At 49.9% G+C, this 17,523-nt stretch carries 18 protein-coding genes and 1 other annotated feature (1 of these 19 running past the window's edge); of the genes, 15 read left to right on the top strand and 3 right to left on the bottom strand.

All coding sequences use genetic code 11. The features are described from left to right. The first annotated feature begins 1 nt into the window (after position 1). The 15 genes from I8U19_RS00985 to I8U19_RS00915 all read left to right on the top strand — a co-directional run bounded on the left by I8U19_RS00985 (position 2) and on the right by I8U19_RS00915 (position 13,817). Positions 2-1,198, top strand: a complete 1,197-nt coding sequence (locus I8U19_RS00985) for a bifunctional 3,4-dihydroxy-2-butanone-4-phosphate synthase/GTP cyclohydrolase II (protein WP_033101467.1) — start codon at positions 2-4, stop codon at positions 1,196-1,198. 17 nt (positions 1,199-1,215) lie between these two features. Beyond that, a complete protein-coding gene (gene ribH, locus I8U19_RS00980) occupies positions 1,216-1,686 on the top strand; it encodes a 6,7-dimethyl-8-ribityllumazine synthase (protein WP_033101466.1) in 471 nt (156 codons plus the stop codon). An 18-nt stretch (positions 1,687-1,704) separates the two neighbouring features. Beyond that, positions 1,705-2,457: a segregation and condensation protein A gene (locus I8U19_RS00975; RefSeq protein ID WP_033101465.1), complete on the top strand. Its 753-nt coding sequence runs from the start codon at positions 1,705-1,707 to the stop codon at positions 2,455-2,457. A 13-nt stretch (positions 2,458-2,470) separates the two neighbouring features. Beyond that, a complete protein-coding gene (scpB, locus tag I8U19_RS00970; RefSeq protein ID WP_081943917.1) occupies positions 2,471-3,091 on the top strand; it encodes an SMC-Scp complex subunit ScpB in 621 nt (206 codons plus the stop codon). 320 nt (positions 3,092-3,411) lie between these two features. Then, a complete protein-coding gene (locus I8U19_RS00965; RefSeq protein WP_033101463.1) occupies positions 3,412-3,861 on the top strand; it encodes a PTS sugar transporter subunit IIA in 450 nt (149 codons plus the stop codon). A 54-nt stretch (positions 3,862-3,915) separates the two neighbouring features. Beyond that, positions 3,916-4,602: a DUF2953 domain-containing protein gene (locus I8U19_RS00960; protein WP_232331169.1), complete on the top strand. Its 687-nt coding sequence runs from the start codon at positions 3,916-3,918 to the stop codon at positions 4,600-4,602. Beyond that, positions 4,575-5,042 carry a GerW family sporulation protein gene (ytfJ, locus tag I8U19_RS00955; protein WP_033101462.1) on the top strand — a complete coding sequence of 156 codons (468 nt, stop codon included), beginning with the start codon at positions 4,575-4,577 and terminating at the stop codon, positions 5,040-5,042. Before I8U19_RS00960 ends, ytfJ begins: the two co-directional genes overlap by 28 nt. Positions 5,043-5,152: 110 nt before the next feature. Then, the gene (locus I8U19_RS00950) at positions 5,153-6,298 is read left to right on the top strand and encodes a D-alanyl-D-alanine carboxypeptidase family protein (RefSeq protein ID WP_198054949.1); all 1,146 of its coding nucleotides are present in this window, start codon (positions 5,153-5,155) and stop codon (positions 6,296-6,298) included. Positions 6,299-6,301: 3 nt separating this feature from the next. Further along, a complete protein-coding gene (locus tag I8U19_RS00945; RefSeq protein ID WP_033101461.1) occupies positions 6,302-6,904 on the top strand; it encodes a nucleoside recognition domain-containing protein in 603 nt (200 codons plus the stop codon). 55 nt (positions 6,905-6,959) lie between these two features. After that, a complete protein-coding gene (locus I8U19_RS00940) occupies positions 6,960-7,499 on the top strand; it encodes a spore maturation protein (RefSeq protein WP_033101460.1) in 540 nt (179 codons plus the stop codon). Between the two features lie 130 nt (positions 7,500-7,629). Continuing rightward, positions 7,630-8,346: a pseudouridine synthase gene (locus tag I8U19_RS00935; RefSeq protein ID WP_198054948.1), complete on the top strand. Its 717-nt coding sequence runs from the start codon at positions 7,630-7,632 to the stop codon at positions 8,344-8,346. A 126-nt stretch (positions 8,347-8,472) separates the two neighbouring features. Next, positions 8,473-10,050 (top strand): cytochrome c biogenesis protein ResB, encoded by a 1,578-nt coding sequence (locus tag I8U19_RS00930; protein ID WP_081943911.1) that lies wholly within the window; start codon positions 8,473-8,475, stop codon positions 10,048-10,050. A 13-nt stretch (positions 10,051-10,063) separates the two neighbouring features. Next, the gene (gene ccsB, locus I8U19_RS00925) at positions 10,064-11,266 is read left to right on the top strand and encodes a c-type cytochrome biogenesis protein CcsB (RefSeq protein WP_033101458.1); all 1,203 of its coding nucleotides are present in this window, start codon (positions 10,064-10,066) and stop codon (positions 11,264-11,266) included. A 32-nt stretch (positions 11,267-11,298) separates the two neighbouring features. Then, positions 11,299-12,015, top strand: a complete 717-nt coding sequence (locus I8U19_RS00920) for a response regulator transcription factor (protein ID WP_033101457.1) — start codon at positions 11,299-11,301, stop codon at positions 12,013-12,015. Then, positions 12,012-13,817, top strand: a complete 1,806-nt coding sequence (locus tag I8U19_RS00915; protein ID WP_370589370.1) for an ATP-binding protein — start codon at positions 12,012-12,014, stop codon at positions 13,815-13,817. Before I8U19_RS00920 ends, I8U19_RS00915 begins: the two co-directional genes overlap by 4 nt. A 14-nt stretch (positions 13,818-13,831) precedes the next feature. On the opposite strand, the gene I8U19_RS00910 is transcribed toward I8U19_RS00915, so the two are convergent. The 3 genes from I8U19_RS00910 to I8U19_RS00900 all read right to left on the bottom strand — a co-directional run bounded on the left by I8U19_RS00910 (position 13,832) and on the right by I8U19_RS00900 (position 17,434). Further along, positions 13,832-14,530: an SDR family oxidoreductase gene (locus tag I8U19_RS00910; protein ID WP_033101455.1), complete on the bottom strand. Its 699-nt coding sequence runs from the start codon at positions 14,528-14,530 to the stop codon at positions 13,832-13,834. Between the two features lie 176 nt (positions 14,531-14,706). Beyond that, a complete protein-coding gene (gene serA, locus I8U19_RS00905) occupies positions 14,707-16,287 on the bottom strand; it encodes a phosphoglycerate dehydrogenase (RefSeq protein WP_033101454.1) in 1,581 nt (526 codons plus the stop codon). After that, positions 16,280-17,434 (bottom strand): pyridoxal-phosphate-dependent aminotransferase family protein, encoded by a 1,155-nt coding sequence (locus tag I8U19_RS00900; RefSeq protein ID WP_033101453.1) that lies wholly within the window; start codon positions 17,432-17,434, stop codon positions 16,280-16,282. The genes serA and I8U19_RS00900 overlap by 8 nt, the downstream gene beginning before the upstream one ends. Positions 17,435-17,500: 66 nt before the next feature. Beyond that, positions 17,501-17,523 (bottom strand) — a binding site (T-box leader) (it continues 205 nt past the right edge of the window).

Raw genomic sequence — 17,523 nt, 5'->3', positions numbered from 1 at the left:
CATGTCATTTCATACGATTGAAGAAGCGCTTGCGGATTTGAAACAAGGAAAAATCATTATTGTTGTCGATGACGAGGACCGGGAAAATGAAGGGGACCTGGTGGCACTCGCGGAAAAAGCAACGCCCGAAGTGATTAACTTCATGATCACTCATGGGCGGGGACTGGTTTGTGTTCCACTTGAAGAGAAAAGAGCGAAAGAACTGGACTTGCCGATGATGGTAAGCCACAATACCGACCGGCACGGTACGGCCTTTACGGTTTCGGTGGACGCCATGAATACCTCTACGGGTATTTCCGCATTTGAACGGGCCGATACCATTGGACAACTCATCGATGAGAAAAAAGGGCCGAATGATTTCCGCCGTCCTGGTCATATCTTTCCGTTGATTGCCAGAGAAGGCGGCGTGCTGAGAAGAGCGGGGCATACGGAAGCCGCTGTCGATTTGGCCCGGCTTTGCGGAGCTTATCCGGCCGGAGTCATCTGTGAAGTGATCAAGGAGGACGGCACGATGGCCCGCGTCCCCGATTTAATCGAGCTGGCGCGCACGTTTGACCTGAAGTTGATCACGATTCAGGATCTGATTCAGTACAGACGTCAGAAAGAAACATTGATCCATCGCGAAGTGTCGGTTCGCATGCCGACGGAATTCGGCGAATTCACGATGGTGGGCTATTCCAATGATGTGGATTACAAAGAGCACGTCGCCCTGGTCAAAGGCGAGATCGATCCGGACCGGCCGGTTTTGGTCCGCGTTCACTCGGAGTGTCTGACGGGCGATGTCTTCGGATCAATGCGCTGCGACTGCGGTCCCCAGTTGCACGCGGCTCTGCAGAAGATCGAAGAAGAGGGATCGGGCATTCTTTTATATATGCGGCAGGAAGGGCGCGGCATCGGCCTGTTAAACAAACTGCGAGCGTATAAATTGCAGGAAGAAGGTCTGGATACTGTTGAAGCCAATTTGCGCCTCGGATTTCGCGATGACCTCAGGGAATATGGAATCGGGGCTCAAATCCTGCGTGATCTTGGGGTTCGCAAAATACGACTGATGACCAATAATCCGCGCAAGATTACAGGACTTAAAGGGTATGGACTCGAAGTGGTAGAGGTTGTCCCGATTGAACTGCCGCCAAACAAAGTGAACCGCAAATATATGGAAACCAAAAAAACAAAGCTGGGGCATCTGTTGCACCTGTAAAGTGGGAGGATACTGTTATGGCAAACATTTTTGAAGGAAATCTGGTTGCAGAAGGAAAACGATTTGCGATTGTGGTGAGCCGATTCAACGAATTTATTACCGGGAAACTGCTGGAAGGCGCATTGGATGCCTTAAAACGCCATGGAGCAGAAGAGCGGAACATCGATGTCGCCTGGGTTCCAGGGGCTTTTGAAATTCCGTTGGCAGCCGATCGAATGGCCGCATCGAAGAAATATGACGCCGTCATCACTTTGGGCTGCGTCATTCGCGGGGCGACCAGCCATTACGATTATGTTTGCAACGAAGTTTCCAAAGGGGTGGCAGCGGCAAGCCTGCGTCACCATTTGCCTGTCATTTTTGGGGTTGTAACCACGGAAAACATCGAACAGGCAATTGAGCGCGCAGGAACAAAAGCGGGCAACAAAGGCTGGGAAGCGGCAGTAAGCGCAATCGAAATGGCAAATTTGCTGCATCAGTTAAACCGATAAGAAAGACGGGATTGAGCGGTGGATGTAAAAATCAAACTCGATATGTTTGAAGGGCCGCTTGACCTTCTGCTGCACTTGATTGAAAAAGCGGAAGTCGATATTTATCAGATTCCGATCGCACGAATCACGGATCAGTATGTGCAGGTGATTACGGCTGCCCAGGAGCGGGAGCTGGAAGTAGCGAGCGAATTTTTGGTGATGGCCGCCACACTTTTGGCCATCAAGAGCAAAATGCTTTTACCCAAACAGGAGCTGATCGAAGAAGATTTTTCGATGACGGAAGAAGAGGATTGGTTTGACGATCCCCGGACAGAGCTTGTGGAAAGACTGCTGGAATATAAGCGCTACAAGCGTTTGGGGGAAGTGCTCAGGCAGAAGGAAGCGGAGCGGAGCAAAGTATTTTCACGACCTCCGCTCGATCTCACCCCCTATACGCCTGAAGTGAACCCGGTCGAAGGACTGACTCCCGATGATCTGTTGCAAGCGTTTGTCGAGGCGCTGAAAAACAGGCAGCCACAGGAGCCGATGGCCAAAGTCGCGCGGGAGGAGATTTCCGTCAGCGAGCGGATGGAGGAGATTCATCAGGAATTGCTGCAAAAAGGGCAACTGTTTTTCACCCACCTTCTGCATTGGGGAACGGTCAGCAAAGAACGGGTGATAACGACGTTTCTGGCTTTGCTTGAGCTGATGAAATTGAAGAAAATCGTTTGCAGGCAACAAACCTTGTTCGGTGAAATATTGATAGAACCACTGGAGATCGGGGTGAGCTAGGATGAAGCCGGAAATGAAACCAGTGATCGAAGGCTTGCTCTTTGCGGCAGGAGACGAGGGACTGAGCCTGAAAGAACTGTCCGAAGCAACGGGATTGTCTAAACATGAGGCGGAACTTCTGATTCATGAACTGCGTGTTGACCTGAAAGAAGCGGGACGGGGCATCCAGATTGTCAAAGTGGCTCAAGTCTACCAGATGACTACGCTTCCCGAACACGCTCCGTACTTTGAGAAATTGGCTCAAGCGCCCAGCCGCAGCGGTTTATCCCGGGCTGCTCTGGAAACATTGGCGATTGTGGCCTACCGTCAGCCGCTGACGAGAATGGAGATTGAGGAAATTCGCGGCGTCAAGAGCGAACGTGTCATCCAGGTGTTGCAGCGCAAAGGGCTGATCAAAGATGTCGGCAGGGCGGAAGGGGCGGGACGTCCCATCCTGTATGGCACTACAAAAGAATTCCTGGAATACTTCGGGCTTAATCGCCTCGATGAATTGCCGCCGGCCGATTCCATTTTCGATTGGCAGGAATGGGAACAAGACCGCCGCGATTTGTTTGCGCGTCTGGGAATGGAAGTCGACCAAGAGACCGCCGGGCCGGATGAATGGGATGAAGAGCCGACTTCGGTCGAAATTTAAAAAAGTTGTTTTAGCGGGCCATCATCGGCCCCTTTTTTCTGTAAAATGCATAGCTGGCAGGGCATCTTCTTCCTCTTTGAGTTCCTGATAACCAGTCAGGGAACCCCGCTTCCTTTCCGGGGTTTGCTCGGTTTTCGGTTTCGTGCAACCGTTTTCTTTTTTAATTGAAAATGGGGAAGGATTGAAGGCAAAAAAAGAGAATCAGGTCAAACAGAGCCTTTGGTTGTTGCCCGTTTTTTGGTGCAAACGATGGGCGCAGATATGAAATTTTTGTTCATCCGGGTTTTCCGGGGGTTCTTTTTTAAGGAGGAGAACGTCGCTTGTTACATCATTTGATCACCCGAGAGACGATTGTATTGAAAGATTTTGTGAGCAATTGGAAGGAAGCCATAAAATCGGCAGCGGAACCGCTTCTGAAGCTAGGTTTGATCCGCGAAGAATATGTGTCGGCGATGATTGAAATCATAGAAAAACTGGGGCCTTATGTTGTACTTACTCCTCATGTGGCAATTGCCCATGCGAGACCGGAAGCGGGTGTGAACCGACTGTCGATGAGTTTGTTGCGTCTGAAAGAGAGCGTTTTCTTTGGCATGGGGAAAGAGGTTCATCTGGTTATCGTGCTGGCTGCTGAAGATAACCAACTCCATCTCAAAGCTTTGGCGGAGCTTGCCAGCCTGCTCCGTGAAGAGGAAAACGTGGATAAAATCATTCATGCGGAGAATCCGGATGAGATTTTGACGATCATTCGCCGCTATTCCGCAGAAGATTAAAATTTCTTGTATAGATCCCGGTCATCTTGCCAAAAATACGGAATATGGTAGGTGATGGGGTTGGTTCTGTTTCTCATCATGGCAGGAATTCTGGTTCTTCTTGTTGTTCTTATCTGGTTTACCAGCGTACGAATCGAAATTTTATATAAGCGCGAAAACAAAAATGACAGAGGTGAAATAAAGATTTCTGCCTTGGGGGGATTGGTGCGTTTCCGCGTGAATCTTCCGGAAGTGAAATGGACAGGCATGGATGAAGGGATGCAGGTGGAAGGAACGGTCAAAGGGCAGACGACCGCGGCCAAAATGGCGAAGGAAAAAGGAAAAGTGAAGCTGAACAGGCGGACGTTTCAACGGTTGCGTTTTTACTATCACGAATTTGTCGAGCGTTTTGACCAGTTTCATAAAACGATCCGCTGGTTTTTAAGCAAAGTCACCTTTGAAAAGCTGACATGGGTGACGAAAATCGGCACGGGTGATGCAGCGGAATCGGGCATTTTAACGGGGGTCGCATGGGGAATCAAAACCACGTTGATCGGTTTTTTCAGCCAGTATACCCGTTGGAGGGAAGCCCCGCAGTTAACGATTCACCCCGAATTTAATCGTGAGGTCTTGGAAACCTATTTTCACAGTATAATCCGATTCCGGGTTGGGCATGCTATCCTTGGTGCCAAACGTTTATTACTCCATATGCGGACAGGGAGGGAACGGACAACATGGCAGAACATCCAATTCAAAGCTTAATGCAGACAGCGATGGAAAACATCCGGGAAATGGTTGATGTGAATACGATTATCGGCGATCCGGTGGAGACGCAGGACGGCCATGTGATCATTCCCGTTTCAAAAGTGGGCTTTGGTTTTGCCGCCGGAGGCAGCGAGTTTAAAGGAGTCGAAGAAGACCGGGATGGCCGGGGGCACGGAGGCGGACAGGGAAAAGGCCAAAATGAGGATGACGCCGGCGTCAAATTCCCCTTTGGAGGCGGCAGCGGTGGAGGCGTTTCCATTACTCCGGTCGCTTTTATCGTCGTTGGTGAAAAAGGAGTCCGCCTGCTCAACATGGACGGTACCACCCATTTATATGACCGGATTATCGATTTGGCTCCATCCGTGTTTGAACAGATTAAAAATCTCGGGCGCAAGAAGAACCAGGGGCAAGAAAACGGGTATTCCCCGATGCAATAGGATTGGAAGAACGACACAGTCTTTTCAGGCAGTGTCGTTTTTTATTTGTATATTCTTGTCCCCCTTTTCATATATATGGGTACAAACCCAGACTGAAAGCGGGGTGAGTCATGTTGCTGAAACGGGTCGGATGCGGAATACTCCTCTTTATGTTGCTTTTAAACGGATCACCCGGGATCAAGCAAGCATGGGCTGAACAGGATTTAGCCCCCGGTGCCCAGGCAGCGATATTGTACGATGCCACTTCAGGGAGGATTCTTTATCAAAAAAATGCGGATAAAGAGATGCTGATCGCCAGTCTGACCAAAATCATGACAGCGATTATTGCCATCGAGAACGGGAAAATGAATGAACTCGTGACCGTCGGCCCCGATGCGGCGGGAGTGGAAGGCTCATCCATCTATCTGAAACAGGGGGAAAAAATCCCATTAAGCACCCTGCTTTACGGTCTCATGCTGCGATCGGGCAATGATGCCGCTGTAGCAATCGCCGAACATATTGGCGGTTCTCTTGAAGGGTTTGTTTATATGATGAATGAGAAAGCTGCTTATTTGGGGATGGTACACACTCATTTCGTCAATCCGCACGGTTTGGATATGCCGGGACATTACTCATCCGCCCGGGACTTGGCAATTTTAACCGCTTATGCTTTGAAAAACCCCATTTTTCAGGAGATTGTGAAGACAGAGGTCAAAACGGTTCCCTGGCCGGGTGAAAAATGGCATCGCAAGTTTTATAACAAAAACAAAATGCTCCGCTTTTACAAATGGGCTGATGGAGTGAAAACCGGTTATACCAAGAAAGCGCGCAGGACACTCGTTTCATCGGCAACGAAGGACGGACATCAGTTGATCACCGTCACCCTGAATGACGGGGATGATTGGAAAGATTCAATGAACATGCTGGAATACGGCTTTAACCATTACGATTTGCTGCCTGTGCTTGTCAAGGGACAGGATTTGCTCCGGAAGGAATATATGACAGAAGATGATCAGAAATTTCGCGTCGTCTCGGAAATTACATACCGATATCCGCTTACCGTGGATGAACGGAAAAAGATTACCGTGGAACCTGTGATCACGTATCCGCTCCATCTGGTGGAGCAAAATCGGATGCAGGTGGGAACTGCCCGTATATTCCTCGATGATCAGCTGATTGGTTCGGCTCCGTTAGTTGTTCAGTATATGAACGAGCCGTCAGTCTGGAATCGCTGGAAGGAAATGATGGGATATGTGTTTTTTCAGAGGTGGATTTGACCGATGATCAATTATATCTGGTTTTTCATGATTTTGAGCGGGGCGGTTGCGGCTGCGGTTCAAGGAAAACTCAATCTGGTTACGACTGCCGCATTAAAGGGGGCGGAAGAAGCGGTGGCCGTTTGTATCGGTTTGATCAGTATCCTTGTCTTCTGGATGGGCATGATGCGAATCGCCCAGGATGCCGGGCTGCTGGAGAAGTTGGCCAAGCTGTTAAAGCCGGTGGCATCGTTTTTGTTTCCCGGCGTTCCTCATAACCATCCGGCAATGGGGTACATCTTGTCCAACATGAGCGCCAATTTGTTCGGCCTTGGGAACGCGGCGACGCCGATGGGATTGAAAGCGATGGAGGAGCTGCAAAAGTTGAACCCTGATTCCAAGACTGCAACGCCGGCCATGTGCACGCTGCTCGCTCTGAATACATCGGGACTTACCTTAATTCCGACTACGGTGATCGGCATCCGGCTTAAATACGGGTCGGCTAATCCGACAGAGATCATCGGGCCCACGTTATTGGCCACCATCATTGCCACCACCATTGCCATTCTGCTGGATCGATATTATCGTAGCCGCACTTTTGATCAATACGGAAATTTAAAGAAATAAACGTTCATATTTTTTCGGCACATTCAACCAATGAGGGTTTGAGGGGGGGACAAACATGCTTCTGGATCTTATCAATTTTATTTCCAAAATGATGTTGCCGGCAATTCTGGTCTTTGTCCCCCTGTATGCCATTTTTCGCAAAGTTCCCATTTATGAAAGTTTCATCGAGGGGGCGAAGGAAGGATTTCCAACAGCCATTTCCATTATCCCGCATCTGGTGGGGATGATGGTGGCTGTGGCTGTTTTTCGCGATACGGGGGCGTTGCAATTTTATTTGCAATTCCTCACTCCTCTATTGGATTTCTTTCACATTCCGCATGAAGTGGTGCCGATTGGCATTTTGCGCCCCATTTCCGGAACCGGTTCGCTTGCCTTTGTCGAAAGTATTTTGCGAATCTACGGGCCTGATTCCTTTCTCGGAAAACTGGCTTCGACGATTCAGGGCAGTACGGATACCACCCTCTATGTGCTGACAGTGTATTTTGGAGCGGTTGGCATTAAGCGTACGCTGTATGCGTTAAAAGTGGGACTGTGGGCTGACCTGGCCGGGTTCTTGGCTTCCTGGATCATCTGCACCATCGTTTTCGCCCATTGACCGATTCGTTTTCCCGCTTTTCTTCGGTGGCCATGCCGCCGTTTTTTTTTGCCTTTGCAACAGAGAATGATGTGAAAAACTTGTGAAAACATGGGTAAACGGTTAAGATGTCATAGAGGTGACTGGATGCATGGAACGATTGCAAAAAGTGATGGCCCATGCCGGCGTGGCATCAAGGCGTCGCTGTGAAGAACTGATCACAGCGGGGCGGGTGAAAGTGAACGGCCGGATTGTGAAAGAACTCGGGATGAAAGTCGACCCGGAAACTGATCAAATCGAAGTGGACGGCCGGCCGCTCAGAAGGGAACAAAAAAGGACATTTCTTTTTTACAAACCGCTGCGGGTGATTACAAGTATGTATGATCCGCAGGGCAGGAAAACGATTGCCGATTTTTTCCGGGACATCAAGGAGCGGGTTTATCCCGTGGGCCGATTGGACTACGATACAGAAGGATTGCTTTTGGTCACAAATGACGGAACTCTCGCCAATCACTTGCTTCATCCCCGGTATGAAGTGGAAAAGGTGTATATTGCCACCGTTCAGGGGAAGCCGAGTCACTCCAAACTCGAGCTTTTGCGCCATGGGGTGGAATTGGAAGATGGGTTGACGGCACCTGCCAAGGTTCGTTTGCTGGAATCGGATGAGAAAAGTTCCAGGCTGGAGCTGGTGATCCATGAAGGCCGAAATCGCCAGGTGCGCCGGATGTGCGCGGCCATCGGACACCCGGTGGAAAAACTGATTCGCACGCGCATTGGATTTTTGGGGATCAACGGCCTTAAAAGGGGAGAATACCGGGAATTAAAGCCGTCAGAGATTCAGCGTTTGAAGAAAATGTTACAAATATGAGACGATATTTCAAACAATCTTCAAATTGACGGCCTGAGAGAATAAGAGGCAGCGTTATAATGAAGAATGGGGGGATAGAACCACAACCGTTATTGCGCTCACGGGTTCCGGGAGGAGAAATAAAAGATGATCGAGAACAGCAAATGTGAATGTGGACACAATAACCCCGTTGGTACCATTCTCTGTGAGTACTGCGGGAAACCGCTGGATGAGGAGTTAAAAGAGAAACAGACCATTGCCAAAGAGATGCGCTATGAAGGCAAAGCGCGCCGTTCTCAGACGCTCCCTGCTTCGCCTTTCGATATGGTCTGGAATTTTTTCTCCTCCGTAAAAGTAGCGGTGATTCTTATTTTGATCACGTTGGTGACGGCAGGAATCGGTTCCATCTATCCGCAGGAAAATCTGATTCCGGAGACAGACAGGTTGGGATATTATGAACAGCATTACGGATTTACCGGCAAGCTGTTTTATGTAACGGGTTTTTCCCATGTGTATGAAACATGGTGGTTTTTCCTTCTTGTGGCAATGATCGGAATATCCCTTGTCGTCTGCAGCCTGGACCGGGTTGTTCCTCTTTTTAAAGCGCTTAACAACCAACAAACGGTAAAAAGTACCGAATTTATTTCCAAACAGCGCATCAGGGACCAAAAAAACGTTCCGGCTGAAGAAAAAGAGGAGAAATTGCAACAAATCAGTGCTGCTCTGGAGAAAAAATTTTATCGCGTCCATCGGGATGGCGATTCCCTGCTGGCGGAAAAAGGCAGAATCAGCCGTTGGGGTCCCTACATCAATCATATTGGGTTAATCCTTTTTTTATTGGGGATTTTGCTGAGATACATACCGGGATGGTACCTCGATGAAACCATGTGGGTGCGTGAGGGCGAGATTAAACGAGTCCCCGAAACTCCCTACTATGTAAAGAATGAGCGTTTTTCCATTCAGTTTTACAATGGTACCCAGTCAGAGAATGAGGGGCCGATTGTAAAAAAATATGAAACGGATGCCGTCCTTTATAAGAAGAATGAAAAAAACGGGAAATTGATTCCCGTTAAAAAATCGCCGATTCTGGTAAACCATCCGTTGAAGTACGACGATCTGATGCTGTATCAGGCTGATTTCCAGATGGGGCTTCTCGACTCGATCAAGCTGAAGGTGACGGAGAAAAAAACAGGGAAACAGATGGGCACGTTTACGGTCGATTTATACAATCTCGATCCCAACCATGTCTACCATGTCGGCAATCTGGATGTAAGGGCGCTGGAATATTATCCTGACTTCGCCATGAAGGATAACCGGCCGATCACGAAATCCCAGGATCCAAACCGCCCTGCCTTTATTTTTGAAGTGAAGGAGAAAGGGCAACAAGAGGGAGAGAAATCATGGGTGATCGCCGGGGAAAATCTGGACAGCCTTACCAAACAAAACAAATATGCGATAGACCTGGCAGGACTTAATATGGTCAACCAAAGCGGCCTGTTGGTCCGTGTGGACAAGTGCCTTCCATTCCTGTTTGTTGGCGGATTTTTTACCATGATCGGGTTGGTGATGGGATTTTACTGGCAACACCGCCGCGTCTGGATTCGCTGGAAGGACGGAATCCTGTATGTTGGCGCCCATACCAACAAAAACTGGTACAGCCTGTTTCGGGAACTGAAGCAAATCGAGTCACTTTCGGAGTTTAGCTTGCAGCCTGTGAAGAAATAGGGGGAAGCGGCACATGGAAAAGCTGATGGAATATCTCCTGCTTTGCACATTTTTTCTTTATCTTCTTTCATCTGTTACGTTTGTCATGGGAATAGCTAAGGATAAAGATCAACAAAATGAAAAAAAGTTGCGCCGCTTTAGCAATCTGGCCGTCGGGATGGCGATCGTCGGCGTGATTTTTCAAACGCTGTTCATCATTACCCGTATCATTATCGGCGGGCATTTTCCCACCAGCAACATGTTTGAATTTACGGCCTTTTTATGTTACACCATAGTTATCGCCTTTGTCATTTTGTATTTTATCTACCGTTCTGCAGTGCTGGGAGCATTTGTCATGCCGCTGGCGGTGATTTTGCTCGCATATGCTTCCGTTTATCCGCGCGATGTACAGCCTCTCATTCCCGCGCTCCAAAGTTATTGGCTCTATATCCACGTTACTACAGCTGCCTTGGGGCAAGGGGCATTTGGTGTCGGTTTTGTGGCCGGACTGATTTACTTGATTAATAAAGTAGGTTTTAATAGAAAAGGGGCCAATGCGCTTTGGCTCGAAATCACATTAACCGTTGTGCTCATGTTTGTCTCGTTTAGTGTGACCAGCTTTGCTTTCGCTGCTGTTCATTATGATGCCAAACTGAGTCACATTGTCGACGGACAGCCGACGGTGGAAGAATATACGTTACCGCCTTTGGTCGGTCCGCACGACGGGAAAGTGATGAACATGGATTCTTTCCTGGGCCTGAAAAAACCTTTGTTTGAAGCGCCGGTCTGGATGAAAGGAAACAAGGCAGCGAGTAAGTTTAATTCCGTGATTTGGTCTGTGCTCAGCGGTTTGATTTTGTACGCGCTCATTCGCCTGTTTGCGCGTAAAAGCTTGCGGGAAATCCTGCATCCGCTTGTAAAAAACCTGAATCTCGATTTGGTCGACGAAATCAGTTATCGTTCAATTGCGATCGGGTTTCCCATCTTTACATTGGGAGCGCTCATTTTCGCCATGATCTGGGCACAGGAGGCCTGGGGCCATTTTTGGAGTTGGGATCCGAAAGAAGTATGGGCTCTGATTACATGGCTGTTCTACAGCGCCTACCTGCACTTGCGGCTCTCCAGAGGATGGCACGGGCTGAAATCCGCCTGGCTTGCAGTAGGCGGTTTTGTGATTATCATGATCAACCTGATCGCAATTAATTTGGTCATCTCGGGATTACATTCTTATGCGTAAATTTTTGGTGACAGCAGAGGTGAACAAGGAATATGGAAAAGCAATATCACATTCTGGTGGTGGATGATGAAGATCGCATCCGCCGCCTGCTAAGAATGTATCTGGAGAGGGAAGGATACCACATCGAAGAGGCGGAAAATGGGGAAAAGGCGCTGGAACTGGCTTTTGAGAACAACTATGATCTCATTCTGCTCGATTTGATGCTTCCGGGGATGGATGGATTGGAGGTTTGTGCGGAAATTCGGAAGAAGAAAGCCACCCCGATCATCATGTTGACGGCGAGAGGGGAGGAGACCAACCGGGTCGAAGGGTTTGAGGCAGGGACCGATGATTATGTGGTGAAACCGTTCAGCCCGCGCGAATTGGTGCACCGGGTCAAGGCGGTGTTGCGCCGGACGTCGGCTACGGCGTTTTTGACGACGGATACGGAAACCCATAATGTGATTGTTTTCCCTGAACTCACGATTGACCACGATGCCCATGAAGTAAAAGCAGGCGGCCGGAAAATCCAATTGACGCCCAAAGAATATGAGCTGCTGTACTATCTGGCCAAATCGCCGGATAAAGTATTCACCAGGGAACAACTTCTTCGTGATGTGTGGCATTATGAGTTTTTCGGCGATTTGCGCACAGTTGATACCCATGTGAAACGTCTGCGCGAAAAACTCAACCGGGCTTCCGCCAAGGCTGCGAAAATGATCACAACAGTCTGGGGAGTCGGGTATAAGTTAGAGGTGCCAAAAGAGTGATTTTACGAAGTGTTGTGGGAAAGCTTTGGCTGACCATCATCGTGTTGGTATCCATGGTATTGGTGCTTCTCAGTTTGTTTTTGAGCGAGCAGGTGGAAAATACGTATGGGAAGGATCAGTTAAAGAGCCTGGAAAACCTGGCGACGGAAATTCAGTCCAATCTGACAAAAACGGTTCCTGACCATACCCAGTATTTGAATAACGTTTTAAAAGTGTCCGAACTGTTCCATACATATATCGTATTGCTGGACCCGAGCGGAGCGGTGAGTCCGGTTGGCGTTTCGCCAAAGGTGCCGGATGTTCCATGGCAAGAGGTTTTGAAAAAAGAGGACATTCAAAAAGTGCTTCACGGCGAGCGTGTTTTCAAAAGGGGAAAAATCACGCTAGAGAAAGATCCGACGGACTTCAGTCTGTTTAAAAATGATATCCTGCTGGTCGCTGTTCCCTATATCAAGGATGGCAAAACGACGGGTGCGATTGTCCTGTATCAAACGCAGGAGCAATTGAGCGAAACGGATATCAAACGCTGGATTTTTTACTCGGCTCTGATCGGCATCGCCCTGACCACTGTTTTTGCATTCTTCTTGTCCACGCGCATTTCCCAGCCGCTGATCCAGATTAAAAAAGCGGCGGAAAAAATGGCTCGCGGGGAATTCTCCATCAGGGTGCCGGTGCGGTATCACGAACGGGATGAAGTGGCGGAACTGGCCTTGACATTTAATCGCATGGCATCGCAACTGGAAGATTCGATTCATCAGCTGTCCCAGGAAAAAGAGCAATTGTTCAGTATTCTCCGCAGCATGACGGACGGTGTCTTGACCATTAACCGTTATGGAAAAATTATTTTGAGCAACCCGGTTGCCGGACGTTTTCTGTCCACGTGGAAGGGACAGATTAAAGAGAACACACTTCCTCCTCCCATGCAAGTGTTTTTTGACAAGGTGATCGAAGACAACAAAGAGCATACAGGGGATATAACCGAGCAGGGGAGAACCTGGGTCGTGGTCATGTCCCCTCTCTATGACCGGGATCAGGTGCGCGGAGTGGTCGCAGTGCTGCGCGATGTGACGGAAGAGCGCCGGCTGGAGAAAATGCGCAAGGATTTTGTTGCAAATGTGTCGCACGAACTCCGCACACCGCTGGCGATGTTGCAGGGCTACAGCGAAGCACTGATGGATGACATCGCGGAAACACCGGAAGAGCGCCGCGAGATCGCTCAGGTGATTAACGAGGAGTCCCAGCGGATGGGACGGCTGGTGCGGGAATTGCTTGATTTGGCGCGCATGGAGGCCGGCCATATTCAAATCGTGCCAACCGAACGTTCCCTGTATGATTTTGTGCAGCGGATCATTCGCAAATTCCAGGCACTTGCCAGGGAGAAACAGGTTCATCTCTCCGCGAAGATTGAAGAGAATTTGCCTTGCATCTATTGGGATGGGGATAAAATTGAACAGGTGTTGACGAACCTGATTGACAATGCGATCCGCCATACCCCGCCGGAAGGATCTGTCTGTGTCCATGTCTATGAGCAGGACGGGATGATCCATTTGGATGTGGAGGATACGGGTTCCGGAATTCCCGAGGAAGATTTGCCGTTTGTCTTTGAACGTTTTTACAAAGCGGATAAAGCACGCACCCGCGGACAATCGGGCGGCACTGGATTGGGCTTGTCGATTGTCAAGCATTTGGTCAATGCTCATGGAGGGAATGTTTCCGTTAAAAGCCAATTGGGCGTAGGAACGGTCTTCATGGTGGAATTGCCGGTGCGGGTGAAGGTGGAGGAAGAAGTAAGCCTGGCATAGCGCCAGGCATTTTTTTATTTCTGGTATTCGCGTGGAACAAGGGGTCTCATTCTCACCTGATTGATGATCACCCCTTTTGGAGCGGAAACGATCGTCCAAACCGTTTCAGCCACTTGTTCGGCTTCAAGCGCATAATCTTTGTGGCGGCCGAACTCCGTTTTGATGGATCCGGGACATACTGTGGATACCTTTACCTGGTGCGGCTTTAGTTCCAAGGTGAGTGCATCGGACAGTGCCATCAACCCGAATTTGGAAGCGCAATATCCAGCCCCGCCCGCAAAGCTCTCCGTTCCGGCAATACTGGAAATATTAACGATATGGCCTTCAGTTTCCTTTAAATGGGGGATGGCATATTTACAAGCCAGAAAGGCTCCCTTCAGATTGACGGCCATCATTTGATCCCAATCGTCTTCCGATAGATCTTCCACTTTGCCGAAGCGGCCGATGCCGGCGTTGTTGACCAAAATGTCCAGGCGTCCAAAGCGTTCTCGGGTAAAATCGATCAATGCTTTGACCTCTGTCGCCCGGGTCACGTCACATGGAAAGGAGACGATTTTCTGCGACTCTTCTTGTTGAAGTTGCTCCAGTTTTTCCTTGCTGCGCGCAGCGGCGACAACCAGAGCTCCGCCTCGGGCCAGACGTGTGGCAATCGCCCTGCCCAACCCTTTGCTCGCTCCGGTTACAATTGCGACTTTTCCACTTAAACTGCTCAAATGGATACCCTCCTTTTATCTGTGAAAGTGCTTTGCAGGTTGAGCGTGATGCCCCCTGCTTTCTCGCGTTCCTGCTGGTGCGCTTTCGATTTTTCATACAGGTTGTGCGGGAAAGACGGAAGCTTTCCGCACAGGAAGAAGCAGAGGAACGGGGTTCCCCTGCTTTTACACTTATATTATAGATCAATTTCGATCAGAGACTGAATTTCTTTTAATTCCTGAAGAGATGCAATCAGCGATTGGGGCAGTGGTTTATCAATTCGCAAGACCATGATTGCCTGGCCGCCGATCGCCTGACGTCCCACCTGCATGGTGGCAATGTTGATATCATGGCTGCCGAGGAGTGTGCCGACACGGCCGATTGCCCCGGGCTGATCACGATGCTGGACAAAGACCAGGTGACCCTGCGGTGTCACATCAACCGGATAGTCGTCGATCTTGGTGATTCGCGACCCGAAGCCGTTCAGCAGGGTACCCGCAACGCTGCGAATATCCGTTGCCGTCACTACTTCCACTTTGATCAATTGGGTAAAGCCGTGGGTGTTTGCCGTTTTTTGCTCGACGACTTGAATGCCGCGCTGTTTGGCCAGGTGAGGTGCATTGACGTAGTTTACATCGGTTAAGTGGTGTGACAGAACCCCTTTTAAAATGGTACGGGTAAGGGGGGCCACTTCCAATTCGGCCACTTCTCCGGAATATGTAACCGTAATTTTCGTCAATGCCCCGCTGGCCACTTGGGAAATAAATTTGCCGAGTTTTTCGGCCAATTCCTGGTACGGCGCCAGCTTTTGTTGCAGTTCGGCCGGGATGGAAGGAAGATTCACCGCATTTTTAAACGGTTCGCCGCGCAGGATATGCAAAACTTCCTCGCACACGTCTACCGCCACGTTTTCTTGTGCTTCCAGAGTGGATGCTCCCAGGTGGGGAGTCGCAATCACTTGCGGAAGGGAAAAGAGAGGGTGCTCACCCGGTGGTTCGTTTTCAAATACATCCAGCGCCGCTCCGGCCACTTTCCCCGATTGAATGGCGTCGTAAAGCGCTTCTTCGTCGATGATTCCTCCGCGTGCACAGTTAAGGATGCGAACGCCGTCCTTCATCAGAGAGAAGGTTTCTTTATTGATCAAATGCCGGGTTTCCTTGGTCAGAGGGGTGTGCACCGTAATGAAATCCCCCGCTGCAATCGCTTCTTCAAATGTAGCTTTTTTTACCCCGATTTTGGCGGCGCGCTCGTCTGACAGATAAGGATCGAAGGCGACGACATTCATGCGGAACGCTTTGGCCCGTTTGGCCAGTTCTGTGCCGATCCGGCCCAGTCCGATGATGCTTAACGTTTTTTGGTTCAGTTCCACGCCGACAAAATTTTTCCGGTTCCATTCTCCGCTGATCACAGAGCGATAAGCCTGCGGGATATTGCGCGCCAAGGCAATCAGCATGGCAAAGGTGTGTTCGGCTGTGGAGATGGTGTTGCCGTCGGGGGCATTGACGACGATAATCCCCTTTTTGGTGGCAGCCGGAACGTCGATATTATCGACACCGACCCCTGCACGGGCGATCACTTTCAACCTGCTTGCTTTTTCGATCAGCTCTGCCGTCACTTTGGTTTGGCTTCGCACCAATAAGGCATCAGCGGTTTCGATGGCAGAAAACAGTTCTTCACCGGTCAGACCCGGTTTTCTTTTCACTTCCACATCTTCTGCTTCCAGCAGTTGATAAATTCCCTGTTCGCTGAGCGGATCCGTTATCAAAACTTTATACATGAAGCATCACCTCTTGTGCCGCTTTTACACCGCTGCCGAGCTCAACCGGGACGCCTGTTTTGATGAGGGCGATCTCCAGAGCTGACAGCACGGTCAAGATATCCAGTTCATCACAATATCCCATGTGGCCGATGCGAAAGATTTTTCCCTTAAGATGCTGTTGTCCGCCGGCGACGCCGACCCCGAGTGCCCGCAATTCTTTTCGGAGCGTTTCTGCTTCCCACTTCTCACGGCCGCCGTAAACGGATGTGACGGTGGGAGAAGCGTCGGCATCGGAGGTCATCAGTTCAAGACCGAGGGCTTTGATTCCCGCCCGGGTCATGGTTTTCAATCGCTCGTGGCGGGCAAAGACCCGGGGCAATCCCTCTTCTTCCAGCATGGCAAGAGCCTCTGCCAAACCGTAGAGAAGGGAAAGCGCCGGCGTATAGGGAGTAGTTTCTTTTTCCAAATTCTTACGGTAGGCGAGCAGATCCAAATAAAAGCGCGGGGTCGGATTTTGTTCAATCTGTTTCCATGCGCGTTGGCTGACTGCCGCAAAGGCGAGGCCGGGCGGGAGCATCAGTGCTTTTTGCGAACCGGTGACCATGATATCGATGCCCCATTCGTCCATCTTGCAGGGAACGGCGCCGAGGCAGCTGACACCGTCGGCAATCACCAGCGCATCAGAGTGTTCACGAACGGATTGGGCCAACTCCCGGACCGGATTTAAGACGCCGGTAGATGTTTCGCAATAGGTGAAAAAGACAGCTTTGGCCGCAGGATGTTGCCGGAGGAACGAGGCCAACAGATCCGGATCGCAGGCTTTCCCCCAAGGCAGATCCAAGCGGTGCAAGGTAATTCCATACTTTTGCACGATTTTGGCAAACCGGTCTCCGAAAGCGCCGGTCACCACGACAACCGCTTCTTCTCCCGGTGAGACGGTATTCACGACGGCGGCTTCCAAAGCGCCGGTTCCGCTGCTGCTGAGGAGAAGAGGATCAGTCTTGGTGCCGAAAACCAGTTTTAATTTGGCAGAGCATTCCAAATAGAGTGAAGAAGCTTCACCGCTTCGATGACCGATCATCGGTTTTTGCATCGCCTGCATCACACGCGCCGGAACCGGTGTCGGGCCGGGAATGCGCAAATGGAATTTGTCGGAAAAGGACATGATTCTTACCCCCTTCAATGAGATCAAAATAAAAAGAACCTCACGCCCATACCAATCCCAATGGATCGGAGGGACGAGAGGTTCGTGGT

The organism is Thermoactinomyces sp. CICC 10523, from assembly GCF_016055105.1.
Classification (GTDB): Bacteria; Bacillota; Bacilli; order Thermoactinomycetales; family Thermoactinomycetaceae; genus Thermoactinomyces_A; species Thermoactinomyces_A daqus.
This window is presented reverse-complemented; position numbering and strand designations above follow the sequence as displayed.

Bases quoted from the DNA above. Each gene is read 5' to 3' on its own strand.
- I8U19_RS00985 (WP_033101467.1), top strand. From the start codon at position 2: ATGTCATTTCATACGATTGAAGAAGCGCTTGCGGATTTGAAACAAGGA.
- ribH (WP_033101466.1), top strand. From the start codon at position 1,216: ATGGCAAACATTTTTGAAGGAAATCTGGTTGCAGAAGGAAAACGATTT.
- scpB (WP_081943917.1), top strand. From the start codon at position 2,471: ATGAAACCAGTGATCGAAGGCTTGCTCTTTGCGGCAGGAGACGAGGGA.
- I8U19_RS00960 (WP_232331169.1), top strand. From the start codon at position 3,916: ATGGGGTTGGTTCTGTTTCTCATCATGGCAGGAATTCTGGTTCTTCTT.
- ytfJ (WP_033101462.1), top strand. From the start codon at position 4,575: ATGGCAGAACATCCAATTCAAAGCTTAATGCAGACAGCGATGGAAAAC.
- I8U19_RS00950 (WP_198054949.1), top strand. From the start codon at position 5,153: ATGTTGCTGAAACGGGTCGGATGCGGAATACTCCTCTTTATGTTGCTT.
- I8U19_RS00945 (WP_033101461.1), top strand. From the start codon at position 6,302: ATGATCAATTATATCTGGTTTTTCATGATTTTGAGCGGGGCGGTTGCG.
- I8U19_RS00940 (WP_033101460.1), top strand. From the start codon at position 6,960: ATGCTTCTGGATCTTATCAATTTTATTTCCAAAATGATGTTGCCGGCA.
- I8U19_RS00935 (WP_198054948.1), top strand. From the start codon at position 7,630: ATGGAACGATTGCAAAAAGTGATGGCCCATGCCGGCGTGGCATCAAGG.
- I8U19_RS00930 (WP_081943911.1), top strand. From the start codon at position 8,473: ATGATCGAGAACAGCAAATGTGAATGTGGACACAATAACCCCGTTGGT.
- ccsB (WP_033101458.1), top strand. From the start codon at position 10,064: ATGGAAAAGCTGATGGAATATCTCCTGCTTTGCACATTTTTTCTTTAT.
- I8U19_RS00920 (WP_033101457.1), top strand. From the start codon at position 11,299: ATGGAAAAGCAATATCACATTCTGGTGGTGGATGATGAAGATCGCATC.
- serA (WP_033101454.1), bottom strand. From the start codon at position 16,287: ATGTATAAAGTTTTGATAACGGATCCGCTCAGCGAACAGGGAATTTAT.
- I8U19_RS00900 (WP_033101453.1), bottom strand. From the start codon at position 17,434: ATGTCCTTTTCCGACAAATTCCATTTGCGCATTCCCGGCCCGACACCG.